Annotated in this window: 27 protein-coding genes; 12 read left to right on the top strand and 15 right to left on the bottom strand. The window is 65.8% G+C overall.

Annotated features, from left to right (window positions below):
• Window positions 1–36: 36 nt before the first annotated feature.
• The 4 genes from ACLB6G_RS11690 to ACLB6G_RS11675 form a co-directional block, all read right to left on the bottom strand.
• Window positions 37–411, bottom strand: a complete 375-nt coding sequence (locus ACLB6G_RS11690; protein WP_410356348.1) for a hypothetical protein — start codon at window positions 409–411, stop codon at window positions 37–39.
• 160 nt (window positions 412–571) lie between these two features.
• Entirely contained in the window at window positions 572–1162 is a 591-nt protein-coding gene (locus tag ACLB6G_RS11685) for a GNAT family N-acetyltransferase (protein ID WP_410356347.1), read from the bottom strand.
• A complete protein-coding gene (locus ACLB6G_RS11680; RefSeq protein WP_410356346.1) occupies window positions 1152–1568 on the bottom strand; it encodes a ketosteroid isomerase-related protein in 417 nt (138 codons plus the stop codon). Before ACLB6G_RS11680 ends, ACLB6G_RS11685 begins: the two co-directional genes overlap by 11 nt.
• 74 nt (window positions 1569–1642) lie before the next feature.
• Complete coding sequence (locus tag ACLB6G_RS11675; protein ID WP_410356345.1) at window positions 1643–2092, bottom strand: YcgN family cysteine cluster protein; 450 nt, start codon at window positions 2090–2092, stop codon at window positions 1643–1645.
• 158 nt (window positions 2093–2250) lie between these two features.
• On the opposite strand from ACLB6G_RS11675, the gene ACLB6G_RS11670 reads away from it, so the two are divergent.
• The 3 genes from ACLB6G_RS11670 to ACLB6G_RS11660 all read left to right on the top strand — a co-directional run bounded on the left by ACLB6G_RS11670 (window position 2251) and on the right by ACLB6G_RS11660 (window position 7017).
• Window positions 2251–4380: a DUF294 nucleotidyltransferase-like domain-containing protein gene (locus ACLB6G_RS11670; RefSeq protein ID WP_410356344.1), complete on the top strand. Its 2130-nt coding sequence runs from the start codon at window positions 2251–2253 to the stop codon at window positions 4378–4380.
• A gap of 113 nt (window positions 4381–4493) precedes the next feature.
• The gene (locus ACLB6G_RS11665) at window positions 4494–6299 is read left to right on the top strand and encodes an OmpA family protein (RefSeq protein WP_410356343.1); all 1806 of its coding nucleotides are present in this window, start codon (window positions 4494–4496) and stop codon (window positions 6297–6299) included.
• Between the two features lie 355 nt (window positions 6300–6654).
• Window positions 6655–7017 (top strand): RodZ family helix-turn-helix domain-containing protein, encoded by a 363-nt coding sequence (locus ACLB6G_RS11660; protein WP_410356342.1) that lies wholly within the window; start codon window positions 6655–6657, stop codon window positions 7015–7017.
• A 68-nt stretch (window positions 7018–7085) separates the two neighbouring features.
• On the opposite strand, the gene ACLB6G_RS11655 is transcribed toward ACLB6G_RS11660, so the two are convergent.
• The 6 genes from ACLB6G_RS11655 to dnaG form a co-directional block, all read right to left on the bottom strand.
• Window positions 7086–7346, bottom strand: coding sequence for a hypothetical protein (locus ACLB6G_RS11655; RefSeq protein WP_410356341.1), 261 nt, complete (start codon window positions 7344–7346; stop codon window positions 7086–7088).
• Window positions 7347–7397: 51 nt separating this feature from the next.
• A complete protein-coding gene (locus ACLB6G_RS11650) occupies window positions 7398–7820 on the bottom strand; it encodes a secondary thiamine-phosphate synthase enzyme YjbQ (protein WP_410356340.1) in 423 nt (140 codons plus the stop codon).
• Window positions 7821–7822: 2 nt separating this feature from the next.
• A complete protein-coding gene (locus ACLB6G_RS11645) occupies window positions 7823–8104 on the bottom strand; it encodes an HlyU family transcriptional regulator (RefSeq protein WP_410356339.1) in 282 nt (93 codons plus the stop codon).
• Window positions 8105–8212: 108 nt separating this feature from the next.
• Window positions 8213–8896, bottom strand: a complete 684-nt coding sequence (locus ACLB6G_RS11640; protein ID WP_410356338.1) for a hypothetical protein — start codon at window positions 8894–8896, stop codon at window positions 8213–8215.
• A gap of 80 nt (window positions 8897–8976) precedes the next feature.
• Window positions 8977–11016: an RNA polymerase sigma factor RpoD gene (gene rpoD, locus ACLB6G_RS11635; RefSeq protein WP_410356337.1), complete on the bottom strand. Its 2040-nt coding sequence runs from the start codon at window positions 11014–11016 to the stop codon at window positions 8977–8979.
• 327 nt (window positions 11017–11343) lie between these two features.
• Complete coding sequence (gene dnaG / locus ACLB6G_RS11630) at window positions 11344–13269, bottom strand: DNA primase (protein ID WP_410356336.1); 1926 nt, start codon at window positions 13267–13269, stop codon at window positions 11344–11346.
• Window positions 13270–13509: 240 nt separating this feature from the next.
• On the opposite strand from dnaG, the gene ACLB6G_RS11625 reads away from it, so the two are divergent.
• The 4 genes from ACLB6G_RS11625 to ACLB6G_RS11610 all read left to right on the top strand — a co-directional run bounded on the left by ACLB6G_RS11625 (window position 13510) and on the right by ACLB6G_RS11610 (window position 15554).
• Window positions 13510–13713 (top strand): DUF2061 domain-containing protein, encoded by a 204-nt coding sequence (locus tag ACLB6G_RS11625; RefSeq protein WP_410356335.1) that lies wholly within the window; start codon window positions 13510–13512, stop codon window positions 13711–13713.
• A gap of 77 nt (window positions 13714–13790) precedes the next feature.
• Window positions 13791–14186, top strand: a complete 396-nt coding sequence (locus tag ACLB6G_RS11620; protein ID WP_410356334.1) for an NAD(P)H-binding protein — start codon at window positions 13791–13793, stop codon at window positions 14184–14186.
• Between the two features lie 181 nt (window positions 14187–14367).
• Window positions 14368–15090, top strand: coding sequence for a DoxX-like family protein (locus ACLB6G_RS11615; protein ID WP_410356333.1), 723 nt, complete (start codon window positions 14368–14370; stop codon window positions 15088–15090).
• Window positions 15087–15554 carry a DUF2269 family protein gene (locus tag ACLB6G_RS11610; RefSeq protein ID WP_410356332.1) on the top strand — a complete coding sequence of 156 codons (468 nt, stop codon included), beginning with the start codon at window positions 15087–15089 and terminating at the stop codon, window positions 15552–15554. The genes ACLB6G_RS11615 and ACLB6G_RS11610 overlap by 4 nt, the downstream gene beginning before the upstream one ends.
• Before the next feature lie 69 nt (window positions 15555–15623).
• Here the strand turns inward: ACLB6G_RS11610 and ACLB6G_RS11605 are convergent, their stop codons facing one another.
• Complete coding sequence (locus ACLB6G_RS11605) at window positions 15624–16073, bottom strand: GatB/YqeY domain-containing protein (protein ID WP_410356331.1); 450 nt, start codon at window positions 16071–16073, stop codon at window positions 15624–15626.
• Between the two features lie 327 nt (window positions 16074–16400).
• On the opposite strand from ACLB6G_RS11605, the gene carA reads away from it, so the two are divergent.
• A complete protein-coding gene (gene carA / locus ACLB6G_RS11600; RefSeq protein WP_410356330.1) occupies window positions 16401–17603 on the top strand; it encodes a glutamine-hydrolyzing carbamoyl-phosphate synthase small subunit in 1203 nt (400 codons plus the stop codon).
• 75 nt (window positions 17604–17678) lie between these two features.
• Here the strand turns inward: carA and ACLB6G_RS11595 are convergent, their stop codons facing one another.
• From ACLB6G_RS11595 to ACLB6G_RS11585, 3 genes are all read right to left on the bottom strand, one after another.
• A complete protein-coding gene (locus ACLB6G_RS11595; RefSeq protein WP_410356329.1) occupies window positions 17679–19232 on the bottom strand; it encodes a vWA domain-containing protein in 1554 nt (517 codons plus the stop codon).
• Between the two features lie 338 nt (window positions 19233–19570).
• Window positions 19571–20494 carry a KPN_02809 family neutral zinc metallopeptidase gene (gene ypfJ / locus ACLB6G_RS11590; RefSeq protein ID WP_410356328.1) on the bottom strand — a complete coding sequence of 308 codons (924 nt, stop codon included), beginning with the start codon at window positions 20492–20494 and terminating at the stop codon, window positions 19571–19573.
• 100 nt (window positions 20495–20594) lie between these two features.
• A complete protein-coding gene (locus ACLB6G_RS11585) occupies window positions 20595–21116 on the bottom strand; it encodes a DUF2306 domain-containing protein (RefSeq protein WP_410356327.1) in 522 nt (173 codons plus the stop codon).
• A 108-nt stretch (window positions 21117–21224) separates the two neighbouring features.
• Between ACLB6G_RS11585 and ACLB6G_RS11580 the strand changes: the two genes are divergently transcribed.
• The 4 genes from ACLB6G_RS11580 (at window position 21225) to ACLB6G_RS11565 (ending at window position 26124) form a co-directional block, all read left to right on the top strand.
• Entirely contained in the window at window positions 21225–22031 is an 807-nt protein-coding gene (locus ACLB6G_RS11580; protein ID WP_410356326.1) for a LytTR family DNA-binding domain-containing protein, read from the top strand.
• A gap of 173 nt (window positions 22032–22204) precedes the next feature.
• Window positions 22205–25690 carry a carbamoyl-phosphate synthase large subunit gene (gene carB / locus ACLB6G_RS11575; RefSeq protein WP_410356325.1) on the top strand — a complete coding sequence of 1162 codons (3486 nt, stop codon included), beginning with the start codon at window positions 22205–22207 and terminating at the stop codon, window positions 25688–25690.
• A 49-nt stretch (window positions 25691–25739) separates the two neighbouring features.
• Window positions 25740–25979, top strand: a complete 240-nt coding sequence (locus tag ACLB6G_RS11570; protein ID WP_410356324.1) for a type II toxin-antitoxin system CcdA family antitoxin — start codon at window positions 25740–25742, stop codon at window positions 25977–25979.
• A gap of 1 nt (window position 25980) precedes the next feature.
• Complete coding sequence (locus tag ACLB6G_RS11565) at window positions 25981–26124, top strand: CcdB family protein (RefSeq protein WP_410356323.1); 144 nt, start codon at window positions 25981–25983, stop codon at window positions 26122–26124.
• A 21-nt stretch (window positions 26125–26145) separates the two neighbouring features.
• Here the strand turns inward: ACLB6G_RS11565 and ACLB6G_RS11560 are convergent, their stop codons facing one another.
• Window positions 26146–26454 (bottom strand): hypothetical protein, encoded by a 309-nt coding sequence (locus tag ACLB6G_RS11560; RefSeq protein WP_410356322.1) that lies wholly within the window; start codon window positions 26452–26454, stop codon window positions 26146–26148.
• Window positions 26455–26532: the final 78 nt, after the last annotated feature.

Raw genomic sequence — 26532 nt, 5'->3', positions numbered from 1 at the left:
CAAGGCCCCGGCGTCATCCGGCATGGAATGCAGCGATCAGCGGATGCGCGGGCAGTGGCGCTGATTGGCGAAAAGCAGCGTGCGGTGATGGCCCCAGATCCGGCCGGACACCGCCACCACGCGGTGATTGGTGAAGCGGATGTGTGCGCGATGCATGCCGATCCGGCGGGCCTTGCGCACCGCGCGATGCGGGCTGCAGTAACCGCGCCGCCATCCCTTGTTCCAGCCGCCGTGATGGCGTCCGTGCCGGTAATGGCGATCATGGCCGAAACGGACTTCCACATGGCCATGCTTGCCGGCGATCGAAAGCGAACCGGCCTCGGCCGGGGTGGCGGTAACGGCGGAAGCACCGGCGATGGCGCCGAGGCCGAGCATGGTCGAAAGGGCGATGGTGCGGATGGTCTTGAACATGGGGTCTCTCCGGGTTTGTCAGGGCTTTCTCTGGTTTCCTGCCCGCTGTTCGTCCGGGCATGGTTGAAGACTAGGGCAGCCGCCCTGAACCCGTTCCGAACCCGCCATTCATGTTTCATTCATCTGCCGCCATGGCGCGCGGCATGGCACCCGGCATCCGTCAGCGGAGAAATTTCCGCCAATATTCCATAGGCTTGGCGGTTTCGGCCGGTTGCCCGGCGTCAAGCCAGGAAAATTCCGTCACCAGCCCCTCGATGCGCGCATAGCCGCGGTTGCGCCAGAAATCGTCGAGCGGCCGGTAGTCAGCCGGCCGCATGGGGTGATCGGCTGGCCGAACGACGGCGGAGAAGACGCAGGCATCGAACCCCTTCTCCTGCGCCGCCTGTTCGCGCTCGTCAAAGAACCGCACGCCGACGCCGCGTCCGCGATAGGCCGGCAGGAGGACGGATTCGCCGAAATAGAAATGGCGCTCCGGCGACAGCCCTGCCTTCGCGAAGGGTTCGGCGAATTCGCTGAAATGGTCGGCCAGCGGCGACGCAGTGGCCGCCCCGACAAGCTGCCGGCCTTCATAGGCGCCCACGACGACGGCGTCGGGCGATTCCATGTAGGTCTTCAGGTAGCGCCGCTCATAGGCGAAGTCGCCATCGTACAGATAGGGAAATGCACGGAAGACGACGATACGTAACCGTGCCAGCGCGTCGATCGAGCGCTCCACTTCGTCCGCCGTCAGACGCCGCACCTCAACGGTCATCGGAAACCTGGGCGATCCAGTCGGAGAGATTGTAGTAGGTCGTCACCCGGCTGATCAGCCCGTCGTCGACGTCGAACAGGATGGCCGCGGGCAGGGAATAGGACTGGCCGTTGGCAGGCGGCAGGCCTTCCGCCGTGGCAAGATAGGTGCCGCGTACGGTGAATTCCGCAGCCGCCCGGCTGCCGGTTTCGTTCACCATGATCTCGATGTCGCCGAGCGTCTCGTCGTAATGCTTGCCCATCATGGCATTGAACCAGCGGAACTTGTCCTTGCCGATCTCGCGGCCGCCCTGGTTGATGTCATGCACGACGTCCTCGGCCAGGACAGCAAGCATGGCCTCGTGGTCGGAAGCGTTGAAGGCGTCGAGGTAGCGCCGGACGAGCGCGCGGGTTTCATCGGGGTTCATCTTGGTCCTCTCGCAATTGTTGGCGTCGGACAATGCAGAAGGTTACCGCCGGGTTCAACCCGCCCGCGGCCGCTTCAGGGCTCGCCGTCCAGCATGTGCGGCAGATAGTCCTCTGGGGCGGCGAGGTCCTGCTCGAAGGCGCTGACCCGGCCCCTGACCGAAACGCCGGCCTGGTGAACGGTTTCCCGCGAACCGGAGACCAGCGGATGCCACCAGCGCAAGTCCTCGCCTTCCGCTACCAGCCGGTAGGCACAGGTGGATGGCAGCCAGGCGATGGTGCGCACGTTTTCCGGCGTAAGCTGCACGCAGTCGGCGACGAGCGCGGCACGGTTCGCATAGTCGCTACAGCGGCAGGAGCCGGCATCGAACAGGCGGCAACCGACCGACGTCCAGTAGATTTCGCCGGTGTCCTCGTCCTCCAGCTTCGCCAGGCAGCATTTGCCGCAGCCGTCGCACAGGCTCTCCCACTGGGTCCGGCTCATCGCCTCCAGCGGTATCGTCTTCCAGAAAGGTTCGTCGCTCATGCGGCCTGTGTGGGCACCCGGACAGGCCGCGTCAAGATATCCCGCCGCGACGGGCTGAACTTTCGTCGCCTTGCCGCGGCGCCTGACTCTGATCAAGGTTGCGCCGGTATCAGCGTGCAAGTGTGCCGGCGAAACGGACCGGCCGGGAGGGCGAGGCAATGAAACACGTCACGGGCGCGACGCCCCTGTCCATGCTCAACGCGGTATCGCTGGATACGGAGACCACGGGGCTGGATCCGAAAAAGGCGCGCATTGTCCAGATCGGCGCCGTTCATATCGACAATGGCAAGGTCAGGCCGGCCGATTCGTTCGAGAAACTCGTCGATCCGGGCGAGGCGATCCCCGCCCAGTCGAGCGCCATCCACGGCATCACCAACGCCATGGTGCGGCTGGCGCGGCCCTTTCCGGAAGTCTGGCGCGCCATGCAGGCGTTCATCGGCACACGGCTGGTCGTCGGCTATGCGATCGGCTTCGACGTGGCTGTCCTCGAACGCGAATGCGTGCGCGCGGGCATGCGCTGGACCCGGCCGCGCACCCTGTGCGTGCGCCTTCTGGCGCAACTGGCCAATCCCAACCTGCCGGAATACTCGCTCGATGTGATCGCCTCGTGGCTCGATGTCGCCATTGTCGGCCGGCATTCCGCCCTGGGCGACGCGGTGGCCACGGCCGAGATCTTCACCGCCCTGGTGCCGAAACTGGAAGCGGTCGGCATCCGCACGCTGGGCGAAGCCGAGCGCGCCACCCTGCGCATGTCGGGACAGGGCACCGACAGCGAGGCCGCCCGCAAGGCCGGCTGGGCGGCACCGGTCATCGACGGCGGCGAAACGCAGCTTCAGCGCACCTTCAGCCAGTTCGACCCCTATGCCTACCAGCATCGCGTCGGCGACATGATGAGCAAGCCGCCCGTCGTGGTGGACCGGGCGATGATCCTGCGCGACCTGGTGAACCTGATGACGGACCGCCGCATCTCGTCGGTCTTCGTGCATCCGCAGGCTGCGCAGGGGCGCCCGGTGCCCGAATATGGCATCGTCACGGAGCGCGACGTCATGCGCGAGATCGCGAGCCGCGGCGTGGATGCCTTTGCCCGCACGGCAGGCGACCTCGTCAAGGGGCCACTGGCCTCCATCCGCGAGGCAGCCTTCGCATACCGCGCGATGAGCCGCATGGACCGGCTGCGCTTCCGACATCTGGCCGTGCGCGACAATGCCGGCCGGCTTACCGGAATCGTCTCGGCCCGCGACCTGCTCAAGCTGCGCGCCGGCGCGGCCATCAAGCTGGACGACGCCATCGAGACCGCGGGATCGTCTGGGGAAATGGCCGCAGCCTGGGCCACCCTACCGTCGGTGGTGTCGCTGCTGATCCGCGAAGGCCTCGACGCCCGCCTCGTCGCCGAGATCACCAGCGAGGAACTGCGCTCGCTGACGCGCCGCGCAGCGCAACTGGCCGAAAGGGAAATGCAGGAGGAAGGCAAGGGCGGACCGCCCTGTCCCTATGCCGTTCTCGTCCTGGGTTCGGGAGGACGCGGCGAAAGCCTGCTGGCGGCAGACCAGGACAACGCCATCGTCTTTGCCGCCGGCGAGCCGGACGGACCGGAAGACCGCTGGTTCGCCGCAATGGCGGAAAAGATGACCATGACCCTGCACGCGGCCGGAGTGCCCCTTTGCAAGGGCAATGTGATGGCCACCAATCCGGAGTTCCGCGGTTCGCTGGAGACCTGGAAGAAACGGGTCGACGGCTGGACGGGCCGCACGACGCCCGAGGATCTCCTCAACGTCGACATCTTCTTCGATCTCCTGCCGGTTCACGGCGACCTCGCCCTTGGGCACGACCTGTTCGACTACGCCTGGGCCAAGGGCGGCCCGAAGGCGGTGCTGCCGCGCCACATGGCGGCCAACATCCCGGAGCCTCCAAGCCCGTTCACCCTGTTCGGCGGTTTCCGCACCGAGAACGGCCGGCTGGACCTCAAGGCCTACGGCCTGTTCGCCGTGGTTGCCGCGGCCCGGGTGATGGCGCTTGCCCATGACGTTGCTGTTCACAGCACGCGCGCGCGGATCGAGGGTCTCATCGAGCGGGAGATCGGCAATGCCGGCGACCTGAAATCCGTCCTGTCGGCGCACAGCATCCTGCTCAGCCTGATGCTGCAGCAGCAGAGCCGCGATCTCGACGCCGGCTTGAAACCCTCCAACGCCGTATCGGTCGACATGCTCGACAAGAACCAGAAGGAGGCGCTCAAGACCGCGTTGAAGCAGATCGCCTCGGTTCCGGGGATGGCCCGCGGCGTCATGTAGGATAAATCCGCGGGCCGCGCCCCATTGCGGCCATGCTCCCGCCCTCGACGGAACAGAAAGCTGTGCAAGGGAATTCTATGTGCGAAGGGACCGAACCTCCGAAAGGAAATCGCATGAGACGTCTGATACTGCTGGCCACGGCCAGTTCACTGGCCTTTACCGCCCCTGTTTACGCGGATTCACTTGTTCCCGCCGTTCCGGCAAAGACGGGCGCGGGCATTCTCCTGGCCCAATCCAGCGCAGCTGAAGCCGAGGAGGAGTTCCGCCGGCGGGTGACCGAGCCGCTGGCCCGCCAGCGTGCCGAACAGCTGGAACAGCAGCGTCAGCGCGCCGAGGAACAGCGTCAGCGCGCGGAGGAACAGCAGCGCCAGCGTACAGAGGAACGCCAGCGCCAGCGGGCCGAGGAACAGCGCCAGCGCGCCGAGGAACAGCGCCAGCGTACAGAGGAACGCCAGCGCCAGCGGGCCGAGGAGCAGCAGCGCCAGCGTGCCGAGGAGCAGCAGCGCCAGCGCGCCGAGGAGCAGCAGCGTCAGCGCGCCGAGGAGCAGCAGCGTCAGCGCGCCGAGGAGCGTCAACGCCAGCGCGCCGAGGAGCAGCAGCGCCAACGCGCCGAGGAGCAGCAGCGCCAGCGTGCAGAGGAACGCCAGCGCGAGCGCGCCGAGGAGCAGCAGCGCCAGCGTGCCGAGGAACGCCAGCGCCAGCGTGCAGAGGAACAGCAGCGTCAGCGCGCCGAGGAGCGTCAGCGCGGCGAAGAGCTTGAACGCCGCCGGGCGGAAGAGCGTCAGCGCGAGCGCGCCGAGGAACGCCGCCAGGCCGAGGAACGCCAGCGGGCCGAACAGGAACGGCGGGACAGGGAGCGCGAACGCGCCGACCAGAGGCGCCAGGACGAACGCCAGGCCGAGGAACGTCGCGACCGGCGTGATCGTCGAGAGGAACGGGTCCGTGTGGAAGATCCCATTGATCCCATTGGCCGCGAACGCGGCGAGCGCATCAGGGATGGCCGGGACGTGGCGACGCGTCCGCGCTGGCGGGACCGCCAGGACGCACGCGAAGTCCGCGAATTCGACGACCGGGTCATCTTCCGCCTTGGCGACGGCAGCCTTGTCGTCGAGCGCCGGGACGGACGCGACGAGCGCCTGCGCCGGAGATCGGGCGATGTGATGGTCGAACGGCTTGGCGGTGGCCGCGTTCGCGAGACCGTGCAGCGCGCCAATGCCACCATCGTGACGATCTATGGCCCCAACGGCGAGATCCTGCGCCGCTCCCGTATCACGCCGGATGGCCGCGAATATGTGCTTTTCTACGTTCCGCGGGACCGCTGGGACGACATGCCCATCGGCAGGGACCGCTGGGACCGCGACTACGGTCTTCCGCCGCTGCGCGTCACCGTGCCGCGCGACCGCTACATCTGGGAACCCTATGATGCGACCTCGGACGACTATTACGACTTCCTGGAGCAGCCGCCGGTCGAGCGGGCCGAACGCCTCTATTCGGTCGATGAAGTCCGCTATTCGGAGCGCCTGCGCGACAAGCTCCCCCGTATCGACCTCGAAACGGTGAACTTCGCCTTCGGCTCGGCGGAAATCCGCGAGGAGGACATCGGCAAGCTTCAGGATCTGGCCGATGCCATCAACCGGATCATCGAACGCAGCCCGACCGAGACCTTCCTGATCGAGGGCCACACGGATGCTGTCGGGTCGGAAACCGCCAATCTCGCATTGTCGGACCGCCGCGCCGAGAATGTCGCGATCGCCTTGACCGACGTGTTCGATGTTCCCCCGGAAAACCTTGTCACGCAGGGCTACGGCGAAAGCGACCTGAAGATCGAGACCGAGGAACGGGAAGCGGCCAACCGGCGCGTGACCGTCCGGCGCATCACGCCGCTGGTTTCGCCGGAAACCGCCGCTGTCGCGCAGTGATCCGTGCCGGAGGCAGGCGGCAGACATGCCCGCCTGCCTCCATATTGCCCCGAAATGGTCTCATCCGGCCCATCGCATTTCCGTTTTTGTTCCCTAACTTGAGGATATCCCTGCCTCATCCCGTCGGGTAGGCGCCGTCCCTTGCCTGACTTGCGGGATCGAAGCCCGGCCGGAGCCCCCTCCCCGGCCGGGCTTTTTCTTGCGCCGGAATCCGGCAGGCCGCACCTGTTTCATCCGTTCACGACTTGTGATCCGCCGGCCGGAACGCAAATCCTGAAACAGACGTTTCTTCATGCGAGCCTTGCCACTCAGGCAGCGCCACTTTTGATGAAAGTCTTTTGCAAGGAGACCTGTCATGGACGACAATATGCCCCCCCGCCGCGACTATCGTGAAACGCGCGTCGAAACCTCTTCGGGCGGCGCCGGATGGCTGATCGCCGGCGTTGCCATCGCGGCCCTGGTCGCGGTCGGCGCATGGATCTTCTCCGGCACCGACGCCGGCGACACCGTTGCGACGGATGGCACGCCGGCCGCGACCGAGCCGGCTCCCGCCGACGACACGGCGACGAGCTCGGTGACGATCGAGGAAAACGCGCCGGTTTCCAACGAGGCCCCGGCCACGGCCGAGCCGGCTCCGACTGAAGAAACGCAGGCCACGCCGGAACCGGCTGACGAAGCGCCGGTCGGCAGCACGGACACGGTTCCGCAGGCCCAGTAAGCAACTCGACTGGCAGTACCGGCTGACAAGGGCGTCGCCTTCACGGGGCGGCGCCTTTTTTCCGCTTTCTATTCCGGAAAGACCCGTTCGTTGCCGTCTTCCGCGTCCCGGTCGGGCACGACGGCGCGTCCCGCTGCCGCGATACCCCGCCCGGTGAGACGGGCCACCCCGGCCGTCGTCTTGACGGTCGTCTTCACTGCCGCCTTGGTCACGGCATAGGTCGCGCCAGCGCCGACGACAGCGGCCGTGCCGCAGCCTGCAAGCCCCGCGCAGAGGCAGATGATCAAGGCCGGTCGAAGGAAGGACAACATGGGAGAAACGGTTTTCATGGCGCCACATTGCCGCATGCGGATGAAGCGCTCGTTAACGGATCGGCTGCGTCACTGCGACAGGTGCAGCACGATTTCGCGCCGGTGCGGCCGGTCGCGATGCTCGAACAGGTAGATGCCCTGCCATGTGCCGAGCAGAAGCCGGCCTTCGGCGACCGGAATTGCGATGGACGTGGCCGTCAGCGCGGCCTTGATATGCGCCGGCATGTCGTCGGGGCCTTCGTCGCGGTGAACGATCCAGTTCATTGCCGGGTCGTCGGCCGGGGGAACGAGACGCGCGAAGAACGCCTTCAGGTCGCGTTGCACGTCTGGATCGGCGTTTTCCTGGATCAGCAGGGAACAGGACGTATGCCGCACGAAAACCGTGAGGAGCGCCTCGCCGGTCTCGTTTTCGCGCACGAAGGCAGTCGCTTCGTCCGTGAATTCGTAGAGCCCCTGCCCCTGTGTGCCGATGAGAAGCCGCTTCTGCGCCATGGTCAGCCGAACAGGCTCTCGCCCTGCTGGTCGATGAGCAGCCGCGCCTTGCGCAGGAAGGCCTCCGTGGCATCGGCTTCTCCCGGGAACATGTCGGCGCGGATGAGCATGTGCTCCCGGCGCGCCTCGCCTTCGCCAAGGGATACCAGGCCCTGCAACCGGTACATGCCGCCTTCCGCCTTGGGCATGGGTGTCAGGACATAGCCCTTGTATTCCGACGTCTCCGCCCTTGCCGGAGAAGTGTCGCTGTTACCGCCGCCGAACAGGCGTTTGAGAAAGGACATGCGTCTGCCTCCGTTGAACGATCACCGGGAGGCTTACACCAGCTGCTCCGGATTGTGAAATGCCGGCCTGCGGAACGGGTCGCGACCCGCTCCGCTTTGTCGTGCACCTCAGGCCCCGCGCAGCACTTCATTGCAGCGCGACAACGAAAAGCCTTCGCCGGTCGTGTCACGCAGGATGTTGAAGGCCGTGATGCGCCCTTCCGCGTCCGTTGTGATGGTGGCTTCGCAGAACAGTTGCCGCGTCTGCGCAGGACGCACGAGAACCTGTCCGGGCGGCGTTTGCGGCTGGCCGCCGAAAGCAGCCAGCGCAGCATCGGGATTGAAGCTCACGCCGGACGAGCGCGTCTCGGTACGCGTGACCGTCGTGCCGGGGGCCGGATTGGAGACGGTCGTGGTGGTGGACGTGCTGCGCGATCCGAAACCGCTCGAAACGGGGTTCGGCTTCTGGGCCTGCGGTGCCGGGCGGTACTGCGCCGGAATTGTCACCGTCGTCTGGCCGCCGCGCCAGGTATAGTTGACCCCGCCCGATTGTAGCGCGAACTGCTGCATGGGCGCGCCGTGGCGTGCAAAGAAAAGTTCGGCCGGCTGGCCGATCCAGGTCATCTGCAGGGTCTGGTTTACTTCCTGCGTCGTTTCGCATGCGGAGAGCATCGCCGACGCCGCGAGGGTGGAAAGAAGGATCGTGATACGTTTCATGCAGGGGCCCTTGAATGCCGTCTCTTGATGAGGAACGCATTCTTTCTTCCTGAAAAACAAACGAACAAGTGAAATATTGATTTTATCCACGATCACGACGCTTGAGCCCAGCGACGTGAAAAGGCCCGGGCGTTTCCACCCGGGCCTTGATCGAGTCCGCCGGCTTGGGAAACGCGTCAGCTGTCGAGGAAGCTTCTCAGCTTGCGGCTGCGGCTGGGATGCTTGAGCTTGCGCAGCGCCTTGGCCTCGATCTGGCGGATGCGCTCGCGCGTCACCGAGAACTGCTGCCCCACCTCCTCGAGCGTGTGGTCGGTATTCATGCCGATGCCGAAACGCATGCGCAGCACGCGCTCCTCGCGCGGCGTCAGCGAGGCCAGCACGCGGGTCGTCGTCTCGCGCAGGTTCGCCTGGATCGCCGCGTCGATGGGCAGGATGGCGTTCTTGTCCTCGATGAAGTCGCCCAGATGCGAATCCTCCTCGTCGCCGACCGGCGTTTCGAGGCTGATCGGCTCCTTGGCGATCTTCAGCACCTTGCGCACCTTCTCCAGCGGCATGGCCAGCTTTTCGGCCAGTTCCTCCGGTGTCGGCTCGCGGCCGATCTCGTGCAGCATCTGGCGCGAGGTCCGCACGATCTTGTTGATCGTCTCGATCATGTGCACCGGGATGCGGATCGTGCGCGCCTGGTCCGCGATCGAGCGCGTGATGGCCTGGCGGATCCACCATGTCGCATAGGTGGAGAACTTGTAGCCGCGGCGGTATTCGAACTTGTCCACCGCCTTCATCAGGCCGATATTGCCTTCCTGGATCAGGTCGAGGAACTGCAGCCCGCGATTGGTGTATTTCTTGGCGATGGAAATGACGAGGCGCAGGTTGGCCTCCACCATTTCCTTCTTGGCGATGGCCGCCTCGCGCTCGCCCTTCTGCACTTGGTTGACGATCTTGCGGAATTCGCCGATCGAGATGCCGGTTTCCTGGGCGAGATTCTGGATCTCGGCACGCAGGTCGTTGATCGCATCCTTCTCGTTCCGGGCAAATTCCTTCCAGCCGCGGGCCGAAAGATTGGCGATGCGCTTCATCCAGTTCGGGTCGAGTTCGTTGCCCTGGTATTCCTCCAGGAACGACTCGCGCTTGACGCCATAGCTCTCGGCAAGGCGCAGCAGGCGGCCTTCGTTCTGCACGAGGCGCTTGTTGATGTCATAGAGCTGTTCGACGAGGGACTCGATGCGCTGGTTGTTCAGCGACAGCGACTTCACCGCCGTGATGACGGTATCCTTGAGTTCCTTGTAGCGGCGCTGCTGCGACGGGGACAGGGTGCCGGCGGCGGCCAGGCGGTTTTCCACCTGCTGGTCCTGCAGCTTGCGCAGCTTCTTGTAGGTGTCGGCGATCAGGTCGAGCGTTTCCATGACCTGCGGCCGCAGTTCCGCTTCCATCGCCGCCAGCGAGAGGTTCTGCTCGTCCTCTTCGTCGTCCTCTTCCTCGCCCTGTGCCTCTCCGCCGACATTGGTGATGTCGTCGTCGCGCCGGCGCGGCTGGCGGGCAAGGCGTTCCTTTTCCTCCCGCTCCTTCTTGGCCGCCTCGATCTCCTCGGGCGTCGGCACGGCCGGCGCCTGCTTGGCTTCCGGTCCGGCATAGGTGGCTTCGAGATCGATGATCTCGCGCAGGAGCAGGTTGCTGCCGCCGTCGTTCAGTTCGTCGCGCCAGATGATCAGCGCCTGGAAGGTCAGCGGGCTTTCGCAGAGCCCGGCGATCATGGTTTCGCGTCCGGCCTCGATGCGCTTGGCAATGGCGATCTCGCCCTCGCGGGACAGCAGTTCCACCGAACCCATCTCGCGCAGGTACATGCGCACCGGATCGTCGGTGCGGTCGGCAGGCTCGCGCTTCGCAGTCGTCGCGACGGCCGTTCCCTGCTGCGTCGCCACCTCGTTGGCGTCGTCGTCGTCGTCGCCGCCGCTGTCCTTTGTCGCGTCGTCGTCGCCCTGTTCGTCATCCTCGACGACCGTGATTCCCATGTCGGAGAGCATCGACATGGTATCCTCGATCTGCTCGGAAGTGACCTCCTCGGACGGCAGGACGGCGTTCAGTTCGTCCATGGTCACGTAGCCGCGCTTCTTCGCGGCCTTGATCATCTTCTTGACTGCACTGTCGGTAAGGTCGAGCAACGGCCCGTCGGGCGCGCTGGTTTCGGTCTCAACCTCTTCCTTTTCCTTGGTCGCCATGCTTTCTTCTCTCCGCCCGGCGCGTGTCGCGGCCACGCCGGCTTTTTCGCCCGTTGTCAGTCGCTCGTCAGTGATCGGACACGGACCGGTTCTGTAAAGGTAGGTCGGCCCCTGCAAGTAGCAAGACGCCTGTTAATGCTGCCTTAACCCTGCCGGGCTGCACGTCAGACAATCCGCGCTCCCGTGTTGCTGGGCACGCGTCATGCGCGCGGCCCTGTCCTGCGCTGTGGTCCAAACCTGTCTGATTCCGGTTTATTACGCCTGCGTCAACCCTGCCATTGCCATGATTCGGGGCGAAAACGCGAATCAGTTGTTCAAGTCCGGCCTTCAGGACGATCTGCGGACGGTTCCGCGCCCGGAAGCGACACCGAACCCGTCGATAATCGCCTCTGTCGCGCGGGCCTTGCGCATCTGCTCCTGAATGTCGAGCAGCCGGCGGTAATTGGCTTCCGTCGGCTCGTTGGCCAGGGCCAGTTCCGCCGCCTTGAGCTCCTTATGTAAGCCGCGCGCCGAGCGGTGCAAGTGCAACGCCTGCAGGAATCCCTCGCGCGCATCCTCGCTGGCGGCATCGCCAAGCGCGGTCCACTGGCGCGCGCGCCGGACCAAGGCGTCCGCCTGGTCGAGCAGACCGTCGAGCCCGGACGCCCGCACGGCGGCAAGCGTCTGCTCCCGGTCGCCCGTTCGCCCGTGCGCCAGCGCGTCGAACAGGGCGGAAAGCAGGCGCCGCAGGTCTGGACTGTCGAGTTCGAGCTGCGCGCACTCCTCGAAATGCGCCTCCAGCAGGAAGGGATGGTTGGCCAGCGTGAGCACCAGCACCGTCTCGCGCAACGGCAATCCGCCCTGCGCCTGGCGAACCAGCGCGGAACGGGCGAGGCTGTCGGAAACGGCAAGCCGGCCGGATGCACCGCCCAGGCGCGGCCCGCCGTTCTCGCCCCTGCCCCGTCCGTCACGCTGCCTGGCCCTCGGCCCGCCGCCGAAGAACGCCAGGGACCGTTCGCGCATGTCCTGCAGGTAATGGTGACGCACGCTTTCGTCCTGGATGCGGAAAACCGCATCGCGCAGCCGTTTCTCCAGTTCGGCGCGCCGCTCCGGCGTGTCGAACATGCCGGCCGCCGTCTCGCGCATCCAGATCAGGTCCGCCAGCGGCCGCGCCTCGCGCAGCACCGCCTGCATGGTGTCCGCACCTTGCGCCTTGATGAGGTCGTCGGGATCCTGGCCTTCCGGCAGCAGCGCGAAACGCGCCGTGTGGCCCGGCTTGACTGAAGGCAGGATCATGTCGGCGGCGCGCCATGCCGCCTTCAGCCCTGCCTGGTCGCCGTCGAAGCACAGCACCGGTTCGCCGGAAATCCGCCAGAGCAGGTCCATCTGCTCCTCCGTCAGCGCCGTTCCGAGCGGCGCGACCGCATGGCGGATGCCTGCCTGCGCCAGGGCGATGACGTCCATGTAGCCCTCGACCGCGATGACCGTGCCCGCGTCCTGGGCCGCGCGCCGTGCCGGCCCGTGATTGTAGAGCACGCGGCCCTTGTGGAAGAGTTCGGTCTCCGGCGAATTGAGATACTTGGCCGGCACGTCCGCCGACAGGGCCCGGCCGCCAAACGCGATGACGCGCCCGCGCGTGTCGGTGATCGGAAACATGATGCGGTCGCGGAACCGGTCGTAGGAGACCGGAATGTCCGGTCCGTGAACCACGAGCCCGCAGGCCTCCATCTGGTCCTTCCCGACGCCGCGCGCCGACAGGAATTCCTTCAGCGCGTTGCGGCTGTCGGGGGCATAGCCAAGGCGGAACTCGCGCTGGATGGCCGGACTGAGCTCGCGCCCGCGCAAATAGGCCCGCGCCTTCGCGCCTTCCGCGGCCTGCAGCTTTTCCTCGAAGAAACGCGCCGCCATGTCCATCACGTCGGTCAGCGAGGCGCGCTGCTGCTCGCGCCGTTCCGCCTCCGGGTCGCGCGCGGGCATGGGCACGCCGGCCATTTCCGCGATCCGCTCCACCGCCTCCGGAAACGGCATCCCGTCCAGTTCGGTCAGGAACCGGAAATGGTCGCCGGAAACGCCGCATCCGAAGCAATGGTAGCGGCCCTTGCGGTCCTCGCAGTGGAAGCTGGGTGTCTTCTCGCCATGGAACGGACAGCAGGCCCAGTAGTCGCCCTTCCCCAGGTTCGACTTCTTGCGGTCGAAGGTCACGCGCGACCCCACCACGGCCGAAATCGGCACGCGGTCCCTGATCTCGTCAAGGAAGGACTGCGGGAAACGCATGGTGGAAGTTCCTCCTGGCAACCTTCTTATACGGCTTCGGCAGCGCCGTGGGAAATGGTTCCCGCCGCCCGGTCGGTGATCCCCGTATTCGCGCCATCGCAGCCGCGCAATCCCATTCCCTCCGCGCGGCTCCGGAGACGGGAAAATATTTCAGCAGATCAGCAAATGCGGCAACGCGCCGCCTGACGGCGGATCGGCGGCCTGATAGATTGCGCCGCCTGTCATCTGGAGGACCTCCCCTTGGAAACCCATGCCCGCAGCCTTGCCAAGGCCGTATCCTGGCGCGTGACCGGGACGCTCGACACCATGATCATTTCGCTCGTCATCACGGGCAGCTTCAAGCTTGCCGCGGCCATCGGCTTCACCGAGGTGGCCACCAAGTCGGTTCTCTATTACCTGCATGAACGCGCCTGGCTCAAGGTTCCCTACGGACGCCGCGTCTGACCAGCAGCCGCGGGATCGGGGTCGCCAAACCGGCGCGTTGACGGCAGGATAGGCCGCAGCGAATCGAAGGGGTGACGGTGCCGGGACCAAAGGCGATTGTTCTGGGCGGATACGGGCTCATCGGTTTCGCTTGCATGCGGGCGCTGTCGGGGGCCGGTTTTGCCGTCACCGGCGTCGGGCGTTCGTACGCCTCGGCCATGGCTTGCGATCCCGGGGCTGACTGGGTGATCCGCGACATCCCCGCAATGACCGTCGATGAATGGCGCGACTTGCTCGCCGGCGCCGACGTCCTCGTCAATGCCTCCGGCGCGCTGCAGGATGGCGCGCGCGACAGCTTGGAGGCCATCCACGTCACCGCCGTCGCCCGTCTCGTCGACGCCGCTGCCGGAACCCGCATGCGGATCGTCCAGGTCTCGGCGGCCGGCGTCAGCGATACCGCGTCCACGGCCTTTTTCCGCACCAAGGCGCGGTGATGCGCTCCTGGCGTCCGGGCTGGAGGACTGGGTCATCCTGCGCCCGACCCTCGTCCTCTCGTCCGAGGCCTATGGCGGAACGGCGCTGCTGCGCGCTGCTGCTGCCCTGCCGCTCGTCCAGCCGGCAATCCTGCCCGAAGCCCCTGTCCAGACGGTCTGGGTCGGCGACGTCGCAGCGGCGGTGGTTGCCGCCGCCCGCCGCGACATCCCCTCCGGCACCATCGCCGACCTGACGGAAGCGGAATCGCGTAGCTTTCCCGAACTCGTTGCCGCCGTGCGGCGATGGCAGGGCTGGCCACCGCCGGCCTGGCGCCCGGCCATGCCGGACGTGCTTCTCTGGCTCGCCGGCAGCATTGCCGATGGCCTTGGTCACCTCGGCTGGCGTTCGCCCTTGCGGACAACGGCACTGACGGCGCTGGGCGACGGCATCCGCGGCGACCCGGGCCCCTGGCAGGCCGCAGGCGGCGCCCCCTGCCGATCGCTGGACGAGACCCTTCGCCGGATGCCATCCACCCGGCAGGAGCGGCTCTACGCCCGCGCATTCCTCGCCGTGCCGCTGGCCATCGCCGTGCTTGCCCTCTTCTGGTGTCTCTCCGGCCTCGTCACCCTGCTCGACCCGGCCCGGGCCATGGCCGTGCTCCAGGATCGCGCGGTTCCCGCATGGGTAAGCGGCCCGGCTGTTTTCGGCGGCGCCCTGGCCGATATCGCGCTCGGACTGGCTATCCTCTGGCGCGCCTGGGCCAAGCCTGCGGCTCTTGGAATGCTGGGCCTTTCCGCCGCCTATCTGGCCGCCAGCCTGCTGGCCGCGCCCGATCTCTGGGCCGATCCGCTCGGGCCGATGGTCAAGGTCTTCCCCGCGATGATGCTGGCCGCCATGGTCTGGTTGCTGATGGAGGACCGATGACCGAGGATCTCCTCCGTCTCGCCCATGTCGTCGGCGCATCGGTCCTGCTCGGGACCGGTGCCGGCATCGCCTTCTTCATGGTGATCTCGAACCGCACGCGCGATGCGCGCCTGATCGCCCATGTCGCGGGCATCGTCGTGCTCGCCGACAGCGTCTTCACGGCGACTGCCGTGGTTCTCCAGCCGCTCACCGGGTATCTGCTGGCGCGACAGGTCGGTTGGCCCGTCCTGCAAGGCTGGGTGGCCTGGTCGCTTGCCCTTTATGTCCTGGTCGGCCTGTTCTGGCTTCCCGTCGTCTGGATGCAGGTCCGCATGCGCGAACTCGCGGTGGAGGCGCGCGATGCCGGCACGCCCCTGCCCGGCGCGTACCACCGGCTTTACCGCTGGTGGTTCGCCTTCGGCTTTCCGGCATTCGCCGGCGTGCTGGCCATCCTCTGGCTCATGCTCACGCGCCCGTCCCTCTGATGAACGCAACGAAAAGGCCCCGACGCTGAACGCCGGGGCCTGAAACGCTTCCGTGATGCGACCGGACCGCTATTGCAGCATGTTCTTCGCGATGCCGTTGGCCTTGGCGAAATCCATCTGGCCGGGATAGCGCTCCTTGAGCGCGGCCATGCAACGGCCCATGTCGCGCAGGCCTTCCGCGCCGATGTCGTCGATGACCTGCCGGACGGCGGCCCGCGTGTCGTCCTCGCAGAGCTGGCGTGGCATGAATTCCCGGATGATGGCGATTTCCTCGCGTTCCTGCTCGGCCATGTCCAGGCGCGCGCCATCTTCGAACGCCTTGGCCGATTCCTCGCGCTGCTTCACCATTTTCGCCAGAATCTGCAGGATATCCTCATCCGTGACCGGGTCCTTGCCCGCGCCGCGATTGGCGATGTCGCGGTCGGTCACAGCCGCCTGGATGAGCCTGAGCGTGCAGACGCGGCGTTTGTCCTGTGCCTTGAGCGCCGATTTGAGCGCCGCGGCAATGTCTTCGCGCATGATGGAGTGCCTCCTGTAAAGCGCTGCGAATTTACCGCCGGGCGGCCCGGGATGCAAATCGTTTTGGAAAGACGCAAGCCACTGACTTGACGTTCTTTTTTCCGAAGTCCCGAATATGAGCCGATGGACGGTGCACCTTGTTTGCCGGCAATCGCGCCGGCGGTGGCCTCGTCCCGAACGGTTGCTTTCCGCCGATTCCGGACCACTTTTCTCGTGCGGGCCACATATGGCGCTGGTCCTTTCGCCTTTCAAGGTGTATGGGACCGCAGCCGAAACACCCATATCCATGCAAGTTTGCCCGCCGGCGCCCGACGACGGAGTTCAGCCATGACCGCATCCACCCCGCCCTGGACCGCAACGCGTCCGACCGCCCTCCTCGTGCTGGCCGACGGCACCGTCATCGAAGGCCGCGGCCTCGGCGCGACCGGATCGGTGCAGGCCGAAGTCTGTTTCAACACCGCCCTGACCGGCTACGAGGAAATCCTGACCGATCCGTCCTATGCCGGACAGATCGTCACCTTCACCTTTCCGCACATCGGCAATGTCGGCGCCAATGACGAGGACATCGAGGACCTGACGCCTGCCGCCCGCCACGGCGCGGTCGGCGCGGTGTTCAAGGCCGACGTGACCAACCCGTCCAACTACCGCGCCGCCGCTCATCTCGACGCATGGCTGAAGAAGCGCGGCATCATCGCCATGGCCGGTGTCGACACGCGCGCCCTGACCACGCTCATCCGCGAGAAGGGCATGCCCAATGCGGTGATCGCCCATGATCCGCAGGGCCGGTTCGACATCGAGGCGCTGAAGACGGCGGCTCGGGGCTGGCACGGCCTGCTCGGCCTCGACCTGGCAAAGGATGTGACCTCGGGCCAGTCCGCCCCTTGGGACGAGACGCCCTGGGTCTGGGACGAGGGCTTCGGGAAGAGCCAGGAAGACCGGATGCACATCGTCGCCGTGGACTTCGGCGTCAAGCGCAACATCCTGCGCCTGCTCGCCGGCCTGGGCGCGAAAGTCACCATCGTGCCCGCGCGCACGTCCGCCGCCGACATCCTCGCGCTCGATCCCGATGGCATCTTCCTTTCCAACGGCCCGGGCGATCCGGCCGCCACCGGCGACTATGCCGTGCCGATGATCCGCGAACTGCTCAAGACGGACATCCCGCTCTTCGGCATCTGCCTCGGCCACCAGATGCTGGCCCTGGCGCTCGGCGCGAGAACCTCCAAGATGCACCAGGGCCACCACGGCGCCAATCACCCCGTCAAGGACCACACCACCGGCAAGGTGGAAATCGTGTCCATGAACCACGGCTTCGCGGTCGACAGCGACAGCCTGCCGGAGGGCGTCCAGGAAACCCATGTCTCGCTGTTCGACGGTTCCAATTGCGGCCTGATGCTGACCGGCAAGCCGGTCTTTTCCGTGCAGCATCACCCGGAAGCCTCGCCGGGCCCGCAGGACAGCCACTACCTGTTCCGTCGCTTCGCCAACATGATCCGCGCCCGGAAAGGCGAACCGGCGCTGGCCGAGCGCTGATCCCGCCGGACGGGCGAACAGCGAAACGGGCGGCATCGCGAGGCACCGCCCGTTTCGCTTTTACCTGCCTGTGTCTCAGCCTGCCAGACGGACCACCGTCAGCCGGTCGCGGATTTCCTCGAAGACCGGCTTGAGATCGTCTGCCGAGGGGCTGTCGAAATAGTGGTCGGCACCCGAGGCGCAGGCCTGAAGCAGCGTGCCGGTGTCGGTGTCATCGACCTCCAGCCGGATCGTGTAGATCTCGATGCCGTCGGCCTTTGCATTGGTGCATGCCGCCAACGTCTTTTCGTTCATCTTTTCGGTCACCTCGTCGCTCGTACCCGAGACCCTGACCAGCCGCTCGTCCGCCACATAGCCCACGCTGCCATAACCGGACCGCAGGTCGTTGTTCAGCACGCCGTAGGAATTGGCGCCGTCGGTCAGGAGGATCAGGATCTTGCGCGCACCGGTCTTGCTGCCCTCCTCGAAGGGAGCCCGGTTCGACAGCAGCCGCCAGCCCCACATCACGCCTTCGGTGATGTTGGTCGAACCGTTCGCCTTGATGGCGTTCACCTTGGCCTTGACATCGGCTGCCGAACTGGTGAGCGGCAACAGCGGCTCCACCTCGCAGCCATAACCCGGACCCTTCGGGTCCTTCTCGTTGGCATAGAAGATCGATGGCGAGTTATCCATGGTCACGGCAAGCGCCGGGTCGCGCTCGATGACCCCCTTCACCTTGCGCAGTCCGTATTTCGCCAGCTTCAGGTTCATGCCCTTGGGGGTCTGGTCCAGCACGCTGACATCGGAAACGATGTAGTTGTTGGGATAGCGCGGCCAGCCGCCGGGCCAGGTGTCGTCCGGCTCGTCAATCGCGAATGTCGGCACGAACAGCGTTTCGGTATCCTTGGACGTCGCCTCGGTATCCATCACGTCATGCGCGCCTTTCTTGGTCGGGTCGCGCGTCTCCACGCAGCCGGGCCACGCAACGCCAAGCGCATGATAGACCTCGAAGCGCGAGAGCCCTTCGGGGAACTCAAGCTGGTCAATCTTGACCTTGCCGCGAATATCCAGCCAATCGGCGCCGGTTCCCTTGACGATTTTCCCCTTCTCGTCGAATTGCGGCGCATGGTGCGGCCCCACATTGACGAAGGCCGCATAGGGAACGACGGCAAAGTTCAGGTTCGATTTCACCGAAACCTGCGCCGACATGGCGTCGACCAGCGAATTCACGGCGTTCTTCATGGCTGCCAGCTTGGCACCTTCCATGGAGCCGGTCTGGTCGAGCGCGAAGGCGATCTCGTAACGCATCGGCGCATACTCGGCCACCGCTTCGCGGCCGACACGCCATGTCTGGGTGCCGAGAAGGTCGCCGAACACAAGCTCGGGTTCGATGGTCGCCGCGACGCGGACCGAATAATCATTGCGATTGACGGAAAGCTCCATCGCATCGCTGCCGGTGTTGCCGTTGATGAACTGGCGCGCAATCGCATGGGCGCCTTCCATGGACAGCTTCTTGCCTTCCCTGGCAATGGCCAGGGCGGCGCTGTCGACGGCCTGCTGGAGACTGGCGGCCCGGTTGCCGATCTGGGAATAATCGACCGTCACCGCGAGCGCCAGCACCACGGGAACAGCCGCCGCGGCAGACAGCAAGGCGATATTTCCTTCTCGCGAGTTCAGAAATGGTTTCAGTAACGCCATGAGAACCACACTTCTTTTCACGTCCGGGGATCAAGCGCCCCGGTTGCTGGCCTTCACTTCCGACATGGACCGCCAGTTGGCCTTGCGATGTCAGCCCGCTGCCAGGCAAACGCGAAACCCGCTGGCGCTCCTCATGAGCATCGACCGTTTCCCCGATGCTTCGGGCATGGCGGAAGCAGTGATCGTCCGGATGTGAGACTAAGGGAAAGGCATTGAAATGACGGCAAGATCGACCGCCAATATTTAAGCTATGCAATAATTAGTTATTTACGAAATACACACGCGGCTTTTCAGACCGGGTTGTTGAAGGTGTCGCAGGCAGCCAGCTTGCCGCTCTGCAGGCCGCGGGCGAACCATGTGGCGCGCTGTTTCGACGTGCCGTGGTTGAAACTGTCGGGCACGACATAGCCCTGGGTGCGTTTTTGCAGCGTGTCGTCGCCGATCTGGTGCGCCGCGTTCAGCGCTTCCTCGATGTCGCCCTTTTCCAGCAGGCCCTTCTGCGCGGTGTAATGCGCCCAGATGCCGGCGAAGCAATCGGCCTGAAGTTCCACGCGCACCGACATGCGGTTTACCTCGGCCTGGCTCATGGACTGGCGCATCTGGTTGAAACGGGGCAGCACCCCGATCAGGTTCTGCACGTGATGGCCCACTTCGTGGGCGATCACATAGGCCTGGGCGAAGTCGCCGGACGCCTGGAAGCGGCGCGCAAGCTGGTCGAAGAAGGACGTGTCGAGATAGACCTTGCTGTCGGTCGGGCAATAGAACGGCCCGGACGCGGCGGAGGCAAAGCCGCAGGCCGAGCGCACCTGGCCCGAGAACAGCACAAGCGTCGGCTCCACGTAGCGGCGCCCTTCTGCCTGGAAAATGCCGTTCCATGTGTCTTCGGTTTCCGCAAGAACAGTGGCCACGAACCGGCCCATCTCGTCGCTGGGCGCGCTTCCGTCACCCGTGGTCTGCGTCTGCGGGCCGGCGACCTGCCCCGGGCCGCTTTCCAGCATCTGCAAGGGGTCGATGCCGCAGGCTCTCAGCGCGAAGAACAGGACCACGAGGATAACGATGCCGGAGATGCCCCCGCCCCGCGCGCCGCCAATGCGCGTGCCGCCCATGGGAATGCGGATGCGCCCGCCGCCGCGTCCGATGCCGCCGCCCGCGCCGCCGCCACGGCCGCGAAGGTCCTCGACATTGTCCGATTGCCTGCGGCCTTTCCAGCGCATGAACTGGCTCCATCGTATTTTCGCCGTTCCTTAATGCCGCAAAGCCCCGCCCGGTTCAACTGCGCCCGCATCCGCAGAGAAAGCGGCTGCCGGGCGGCCTTCAACCGATGACCGGTTTCGTCTTGCCGCGCGGCAACCAGTTGAACCGTCCGCCCCGCGCCACGTGTATCACCACGCCGGCGCAAAGCGCGCCGAGGGCAATGACCAGCAGCCATGATGCCTGCGCGCCTCCGAACATCACCTCGTTCATGATGCGGCCCGGCACGAAGGTGAACGCACCGGCAATGCCGATCCCGCTCCAGTACATGCCCATCACGGCCTTGCGGTGAAACGACAGCCGCTTTGTGCGCGCCGACCAGACGGCGAGCACGCATGTCACCAGTGTCACGATCGACAGCAGATGGATTGGCGAGAAAGGACCGACGATGCGAATCGTATGGATGAAGAAGGACGAGAGCGAGGTGACGACCATCAGCGCCAGCCAGACGCGGCCAAGCACCTTGTGCATCCGCGTGCCCTTGGGGCCGTAGAGCATCCAGGCGCCGAGGATGGCGGCCGGGACGACGGTGAAGACATGGATCTGTATCGCCAGCGGCGCGTTCAGGATCGGGTCGAGGGTCATGGTGGTATCTCCGGTTGCAGGTCAATTGCCCGTTGAACTTTCGCCGTCAAGACGCCATGGTCATCGCTCCACCGCAATGAGACATGCGCGGACCGGCCGGAGAACTTCGTGAACCAACCCCTTCTGCGATCCACGCTTCGCGAATTGCAGACGATTCTGGCCAGTTCGCGCCTCTGGCTCGTCTTTGCCGCGGCCGTCGTCCTGTTCACCGCCACAGGCCCGTTCGGCACGCTGGATGCCCTCGCCCTCCCCGCCCGCCTCGGCTACTGGCTGATCGTGCAGGCGCTGACCTGGTCGACCGCGCTCGTTTTCGTCGCGTTTTTCGATGCCCTCCTGGAAAGCCGGCTTGCCCATGCCCTGCCGCGCATGCTCGTCGGCGCGGCGCTTTCGGCACTGCCCATGGGGCTGGTGCTGCTGGTTGTGAACGCCGCCTTTCGCGCCTCGCCCCTGTCACTCACCGAATATGTCGCCGGTGTCCTGACGGCGCTGCCGGTCGCCCTGGTCATGTGCCTTCTGTCATGGCTGGCGCTGGACGGAAGCCGCAAGGAAGACGCGCCGGAAGGGGCCAGGGACATGGCGGCGCCCGCCGCGCCGCCCCGCGCCCCGCTGCTAGACCGGCTGCCGCCGGAAAAGCGCGGCGCGCTGGTGCGCCTGGAAGTGCAGGATCACTACGTCCTTGCCGTGACCACCCGTGGCAGCGAAATGCTGCTCATGCGCCTTGCCGACGCCATTCGCGAGACCGCGCCCGCCGACGGATTCCAGGTTCACCGGTCCCACTGGGTCGCCCGCGACGGCGTGGTGGCGCTTGAGCGTGAACCGGGCAAGAACGGCCGCTCGTTCCTGCGCATGGCGGATGGCGAAAGGGTGCCGGTCAGCCGGGCGAACGCGGCCGGGGTGAAGGCCTGGATGGAATAGACCGCCAGCGCCTGGCCGCTCGCGTCGATTTCCCTGTTGCAAGCGCCATTTCCGGGGTTCCCACGGGGGAACCTCTCCCCTATAAGGCCCACCTAGCCTTGAGAGAACGAGTCCCGCCGCCGGCCGGTTTTCCGCGCCGGCCTTTGCGCGCGAACGAGAGCCGGAAGACACCCATGCCCAAGCGTACAGACATCAAGTCGATCCTCGTCATCGGAGCCGGCCCGATCATCATCGGCCAGGCCTGCGAATTCGACTATTCCGGCACCCAGGCCTGCAAGGCGCTGAAGGCGGAGGGCTACCGCATCATCCTGGTCAATTCCAATCCGGCCACCATCATGACCGACCCGGAACTGGCCGACGCCACCTATATCGAGCCGATCACGCCGGAAGTCGTCGCCAAGATCATCGCCAAGGAACGCCCGGATGCCCTGCTGCCCACCATGGGCGGCCAGACCGCGCTCAACACCGCGCTGTCGCTGCGCCGCATGGGCATCCTGGAGCGCTACGGCGTGGAGATGATCGGCGCCAATGCCGAGGCCATCGACAAGGCCGAGGACCGCGCGCTCTTCCGCGAGGCGATGGCGAAGATCGGCCTTGAAACGCCGAAGTCCATGCTGGCCAACGCCACGGACGTGAAGAATGCCGACCGCAAGGCCCACGAGGCGCGGCGCGCCGAACTCAAGGCGGCCTTTTCCGGCGATGCCCTCGACAAGGCCCTCGACGACCTGGAAACCGAATGGAACCTGGGCGAGGGCGACCGCAAGCAGCGCTACATGCGTCACGCCATGGCCGTCGCCGCCACGGCGATCGACCATGTCGGCCTGCCGGCCATCATCCGCCCGTCCTTCACCCTTGGCGGCACCGGCGGCGGCATCGCCTACAACGAGGAGGAATTCTTCCAGATCGTCCAGTCCGGCCTCGATGCCTCGCCCACGACCGAGGTGCTCATCGAGGAGAGCGTGCTGGGCTGGAAGGAATACGAAATGGAAGTGGTCCGCGACAAGGCGGACAACTGCATCATCATCTGCTCCATCGAGAACATCGACCCGATGGGCGTGCATACCGGCGATTCCATCACCGTCGCCCCGGCGCTGACGCTGACGGACAAGGAATACCAGATCATGCGCAACGCCTCCATCGCGGTGCTGCGCGAGATCGGCGTCGAGACCGGCGGCTCCAACGTGCAGTTCGCGGTCAACCCGGCCAATGGCCGCCTTGTCGTCATCGAGATGAACCCGCGCGTCTCGCGCTCCTCCGCGCTGGCGTCCAAGGCCACCGGCTTCCCGATTGCCAAGGTCGCCGCGCGCCTTGCCGTCGGTTACACGCTCGACGAGCTTGAAAACGACATCACCGGCGGCGCCACGCCCGCTTCCTTCGAGCCGTCCATCGATTATGTCGTCACCAAGATCCCGCGTTTTGCCTTCGAGAAATTCCCCGGCGCCTCGCCGGTCCTGACGACCGCGATGAAGTCGGTCGGCGAGGTCATGGCCATCGGCCGCACCTTCGCCGAATCGCTCCAGAAGGCCCTGCGCGGCCTGGAGACCGGCCTGACCGGTCTCGACGAGATCGAGATCCCCGGTCTGGGCGGCGAGGACGACCGCAACGCCATCCGCGCCGCCATCGGCACGCCGACGCCGGACCGGTTGCGCATGGTCGCCCAGGCCATGCGGCTCGGCACGTCGCTGGCCGACATTCACGAGATGTGCCGCATCGACATGTGGTTCCTGGAACAGCTCAAGGCGATCATCGACACCGAAGCGCGCATCCGGGAACACGGCCTGCCGGAGGACGCGCAGAACCTGCGCATGTTGAAGTCGATGGGCTTTTCGGACTCGCGCCTCGCCTCGCTGACGGCCAAGGACGAGGACGACGTCAAGGCCCTGCGCGAACGCCTCGACGTGCATCCCGTCTTCAAGCGTATCGACACCTGCGCCGCCGAGTTCGCCTCGCCGACGGCCTACATGTATTCCACCTACGAGACCCCCTTCGCCGGCGCGCTGGCCGACGAGGCGCAAGTGTCCGACCGCCAGAAGGTCGTCATTCTCGGCGGCGGTCCGAACAGGATCGGCCAGGGCATCGAATTCGACTATTGCTGCTGCCATGCCGCCTTCGCGCTGGCCGATGCCGGCTACGAATCCATCATGATCAACTGCAATCCGGAGACCGTCTCGACGGACTACGACACCTCCGACCGTCTCTATTTCGAGCCGCTGACCGCCGAGGACGTGCTGGAAATCCTGCGCGTCGAACAGGCAAGGGGCAAGCTGCACGGCGTCATCGTCCAGTTCGGCGGCCAGACCCCGCTAAAGCTCGCCGATGCGCTTGAGCGCGCCGGCATCCCCATCCTCGGCACGTCGCCCGATGCCATCGACCTGGCGGAGGATCGCGACCGCTTCCAGAAGCTCCTGATGAAGCTGAACCTGACCCAACCGAAAAACGGCATCGCCTACTCGGTGGAGCAGGCACGGCTCGTCGCCGGCGAACTGGGCTTCCCGCTGGTCGTGCGCCCGTCCTACGTGCTGGGCGGCCGCGCCATGCAGATCATCCACGACGACGCCATGCTGTCCAACTACCTGCTCGGCACGGTGCCCGAACTGGTGCCCGAGGACATCAAGGCGCGTTACCCCAACGACAAGACCGGGCAGATCAACACGCTGCTCGGGCGCAATCCGCTTCTCTTCGACACCTATCTGGCCGGGGCCATCGAGGTGGATGTCGACTGCCTTTGCGACGGCAAGGACACCTATGTGTCCGGCATCATGGAGCATATCGAGGAAGCCGGCATCCATTCCGGCGACAGCGCCTGCTCGCTGCCGGTCCATTCGCTCGGCAAGGCGATGGTGGCGGAACTGGAGGAGCAGACGGTCGCGCTGGCCCGCGCGCTCAAGGTCGGCGGGCTCATGAACGTGCAGTTCGCCATCAAGGAGGGCACGGTCTACATCCTGGAGGTCAACCCGCGCGCCTCGCGCACGGTGCCCTTCGTCGCCAAGACGATCGGCCGGCCAATCGCCAAGATCGCCGCGCGCATCATGGCCGGCGAGGCGCTCGACACCGCCTTTGCCCACTACGGCGACAAGCCCGACGTCAATGCGCTCGGCCATATCGCGGTCAAGGAAGCGGTCTTCCCGTTCGCCCGCTTCCCCGGCGTCGATACGCTGCTCGGGCCTGAAATGCGCTCCACCGGCGAGGTCATGGGCCTGGACCGCGACTATCACCTGGCCTTCGCCAAGAGCCAGCTTGGCGCGGGCGTCGACCTGCCGCGCTCCGGCACGCTCTTCGTCTCGGTGCGCGACGAGGACAAGGCCGCGGTGCTGCCCTCGGTCAAGCGGCTGGCCGATGCCGGTTTCCGCGTTCTGGCGACCGGCGGCACCCAGCGCTTCCTGGCCGAGCATGGCGTCGCGGCCGAGAAGATCAACAAGGTGCTCGAAGGCCGCCCGCATGTCGAGGACGCCATCCGCAACCGCCAGGTCCAGATCGTGTTCAACACGACCGACAGCCAGAAGGCGGTCTCGGACTCCAAGTCGCTGCGCCGCGCCACGCTGATGCAGAAGGTGCCCTACTACACCACGCTTGCCGGCGCCGAGGCCGTCAGCCACGCCATCCTGGCGCTGAAGGCCGGCAATCTGGAGGTCCGCCCGCTGCAGGCCTATTTCGACTAGGCGGCATCCTGCGTTTGACGCAAACCCCTCATGCGCATGATTTATGCGCATGAGACACGAACGCCCTTCCCGCAAGACCGCCGCCAACCTCTCCATCAACGCCCATCTGGCGGAGGAGGCCAGGGCGCTCGGCATCAACCTGTCGGAAATGGACGAACGCGGCATCGCCGATGCCGTGAAGGCGGAGAAGGAACGCCGCTGGAAGGAAGAGAACGCCGAGGCAATCCGCCAGCATAATGCTTGGGTTGAAGAAAACGGATTGCCGCTGGAGGAATACCGGATGTTCTGACGTGGCGCAATTCGATGTCTACCGGCTCGCACCGCAATTGATGGCCGCTGTGCCTGCTCGTACCCTGACTGACCGTTTGGGCTCGATCGCTGGCGAGCGCGACAACATCGTCGCGGCCATCGACCTTCTCGTCACCGGCATCTGACCACGCAGCCAGGCTGCTCGCTCAATCGTCCCTCAGAAAGACCGGATCGCGGCAGGCCTTCACCGGGCATTCGGGCGTGTCGGCGGTCGGTATGAACTCGGTTTTCGTCACCTGCCCGGCCGGACACAGGCCGCCATGCCGCACGAACCTGTTGTAGAGGGTCATGCCCGAACCGGACATCGACGTGTAGCGCAGGATGGCGGCACCTTCCGCCGCAATGATGTCCTGCACCTCGCCGCAGGAGAGGCGGTCGACGTTGTAGCGGTTGATGGCATGGGCGGGCGCGACGGCGATCAGGCCTGCCGTCAGGGCGAGTATCATGCGCTGCATCACGGGTGGCTCCTTTGCACCTGGTCGATGAACTGTCCCGTCCCGTTCAGGATGGCACCGGAAATGGCGAAGGCAAGG

This window comes from Zhengella sedimenti (assembly GCF_046506625.1).
In the GTDB taxonomy this organism is placed as follows: Bacteria; Pseudomonadota; Alphaproteobacteria; order Rhizobiales; family Rhizobiaceae; genus Zhengella; species Zhengella sedimenti.
This window is presented reverse-complemented; position numbering and strand designations above follow the sequence as displayed.

Bases quoted from the DNA above. Each gene is read 5' to 3' on its own strand.
- ACLB6G_RS11690 (WP_410356348.1), bottom strand. From the start codon at position 411: ATGTTCAAGACCATCCGCACCATCGCCCTTTCGACCATGCTCGGCCTC.
- ACLB6G_RS11685 (WP_410356347.1), bottom strand. From the start codon at position 1,162: ATGACCGTTGAGGTGCGGCGTCTGACGGCGGACGAAGTGGAGCGCTCG.
- ACLB6G_RS11680 (WP_410356346.1), bottom strand. From the start codon at position 1,568: ATGAACCCCGATGAAACCCGCGCGCTCGTCCGGCGCTACCTCGACGCC.
- ACLB6G_RS11675 (WP_410356345.1), bottom strand. From the start codon at position 2,092: ATGAGCGACGAACCTTTCTGGAAGACGATACCGCTGGAGGCGATGAGC.
- ACLB6G_RS11670 (WP_410356344.1), top strand. From the start codon at position 2,251: ATGAAACACGTCACGGGCGCGACGCCCCTGTCCATGCTCAACGCGGTA.
- ACLB6G_RS11665 (WP_410356343.1), top strand. From the start codon at position 4,494: ATGAGACGTCTGATACTGCTGGCCACGGCCAGTTCACTGGCCTTTACC.
- ACLB6G_RS11660 (WP_410356342.1), top strand. From the start codon at position 6,655: ATGGACGACAATATGCCCCCCCGCCGCGACTATCGTGAAACGCGCGTC.
- ACLB6G_RS11655 (WP_410356341.1), bottom strand. From the start codon at position 7,346: ATGAAAACCGTTTCTCCCATGTTGTCCTTCCTTCGACCGGCCTTGATC.
- ACLB6G_RS11650 (WP_410356340.1), bottom strand. From the start codon at position 7,820: ATGGCGCAGAAGCGGCTTCTCATCGGCACACAGGGGCAGGGGCTCTAC.
- ACLB6G_RS11645 (WP_410356339.1), bottom strand. From the start codon at position 8,104: ATGTCCTTTCTCAAACGCCTGTTCGGCGGCGGTAACAGCGACACTTCT.
- rpoD (WP_410356337.1), bottom strand. From the start codon at position 11,016: ATGGCGACCAAGGAAAAGGAAGAGGTTGAGACCGAAACCAGCGCGCCC.
- dnaG (WP_410356336.1), bottom strand. From the start codon at position 13,269: ATGCGTTTCCCGCAGTCCTTCCTTGACGAGATCAGGGACCGCGTGCCG.
- ACLB6G_RS11610 (WP_410356332.1), top strand. From the start codon at position 15,087: ATGACCGAGGATCTCCTCCGTCTCGCCCATGTCGTCGGCGCATCGGTC.
- ACLB6G_RS11605 (WP_410356331.1), bottom strand. From the start codon at position 16,073: ATGCGCGAAGACATTGCCGCGGCGCTCAAATCGGCGCTCAAGGCACAG.
- carA (WP_410356330.1), top strand. From the start codon at position 16,401: ATGACCGCATCCACCCCGCCCTGGACCGCAACGCGTCCGACCGCCCTC.
- ypfJ (WP_410356328.1), bottom strand. From the start codon at position 20,494: ATGCGCTGGAAAGGCCGCAGGCAATCGGACAATGTCGAGGACCTTCGC.
- ACLB6G_RS11585 (WP_410356327.1), bottom strand. From the start codon at position 21,116: ATGACCCTCGACCCGATCCTGAACGCGCCGCTGGCGATACAGATCCAT.
- carB (WP_410356325.1), top strand. From the start codon at position 22,205: ATGCCCAAGCGTACAGACATCAAGTCGATCCTCGTCATCGGAGCCGGC.
- ACLB6G_RS11570 (WP_410356324.1), top strand. From the start codon at position 25,740: ATGAGACACGAACGCCCTTCCCGCAAGACCGCCGCCAACCTCTCCATC.
- ACLB6G_RS11560 (WP_410356322.1), bottom strand. From the start codon at position 26,454: ATGCAGCGCATGATACTCGCCCTGACGGCAGGCCTGATCGCCGTCGCG.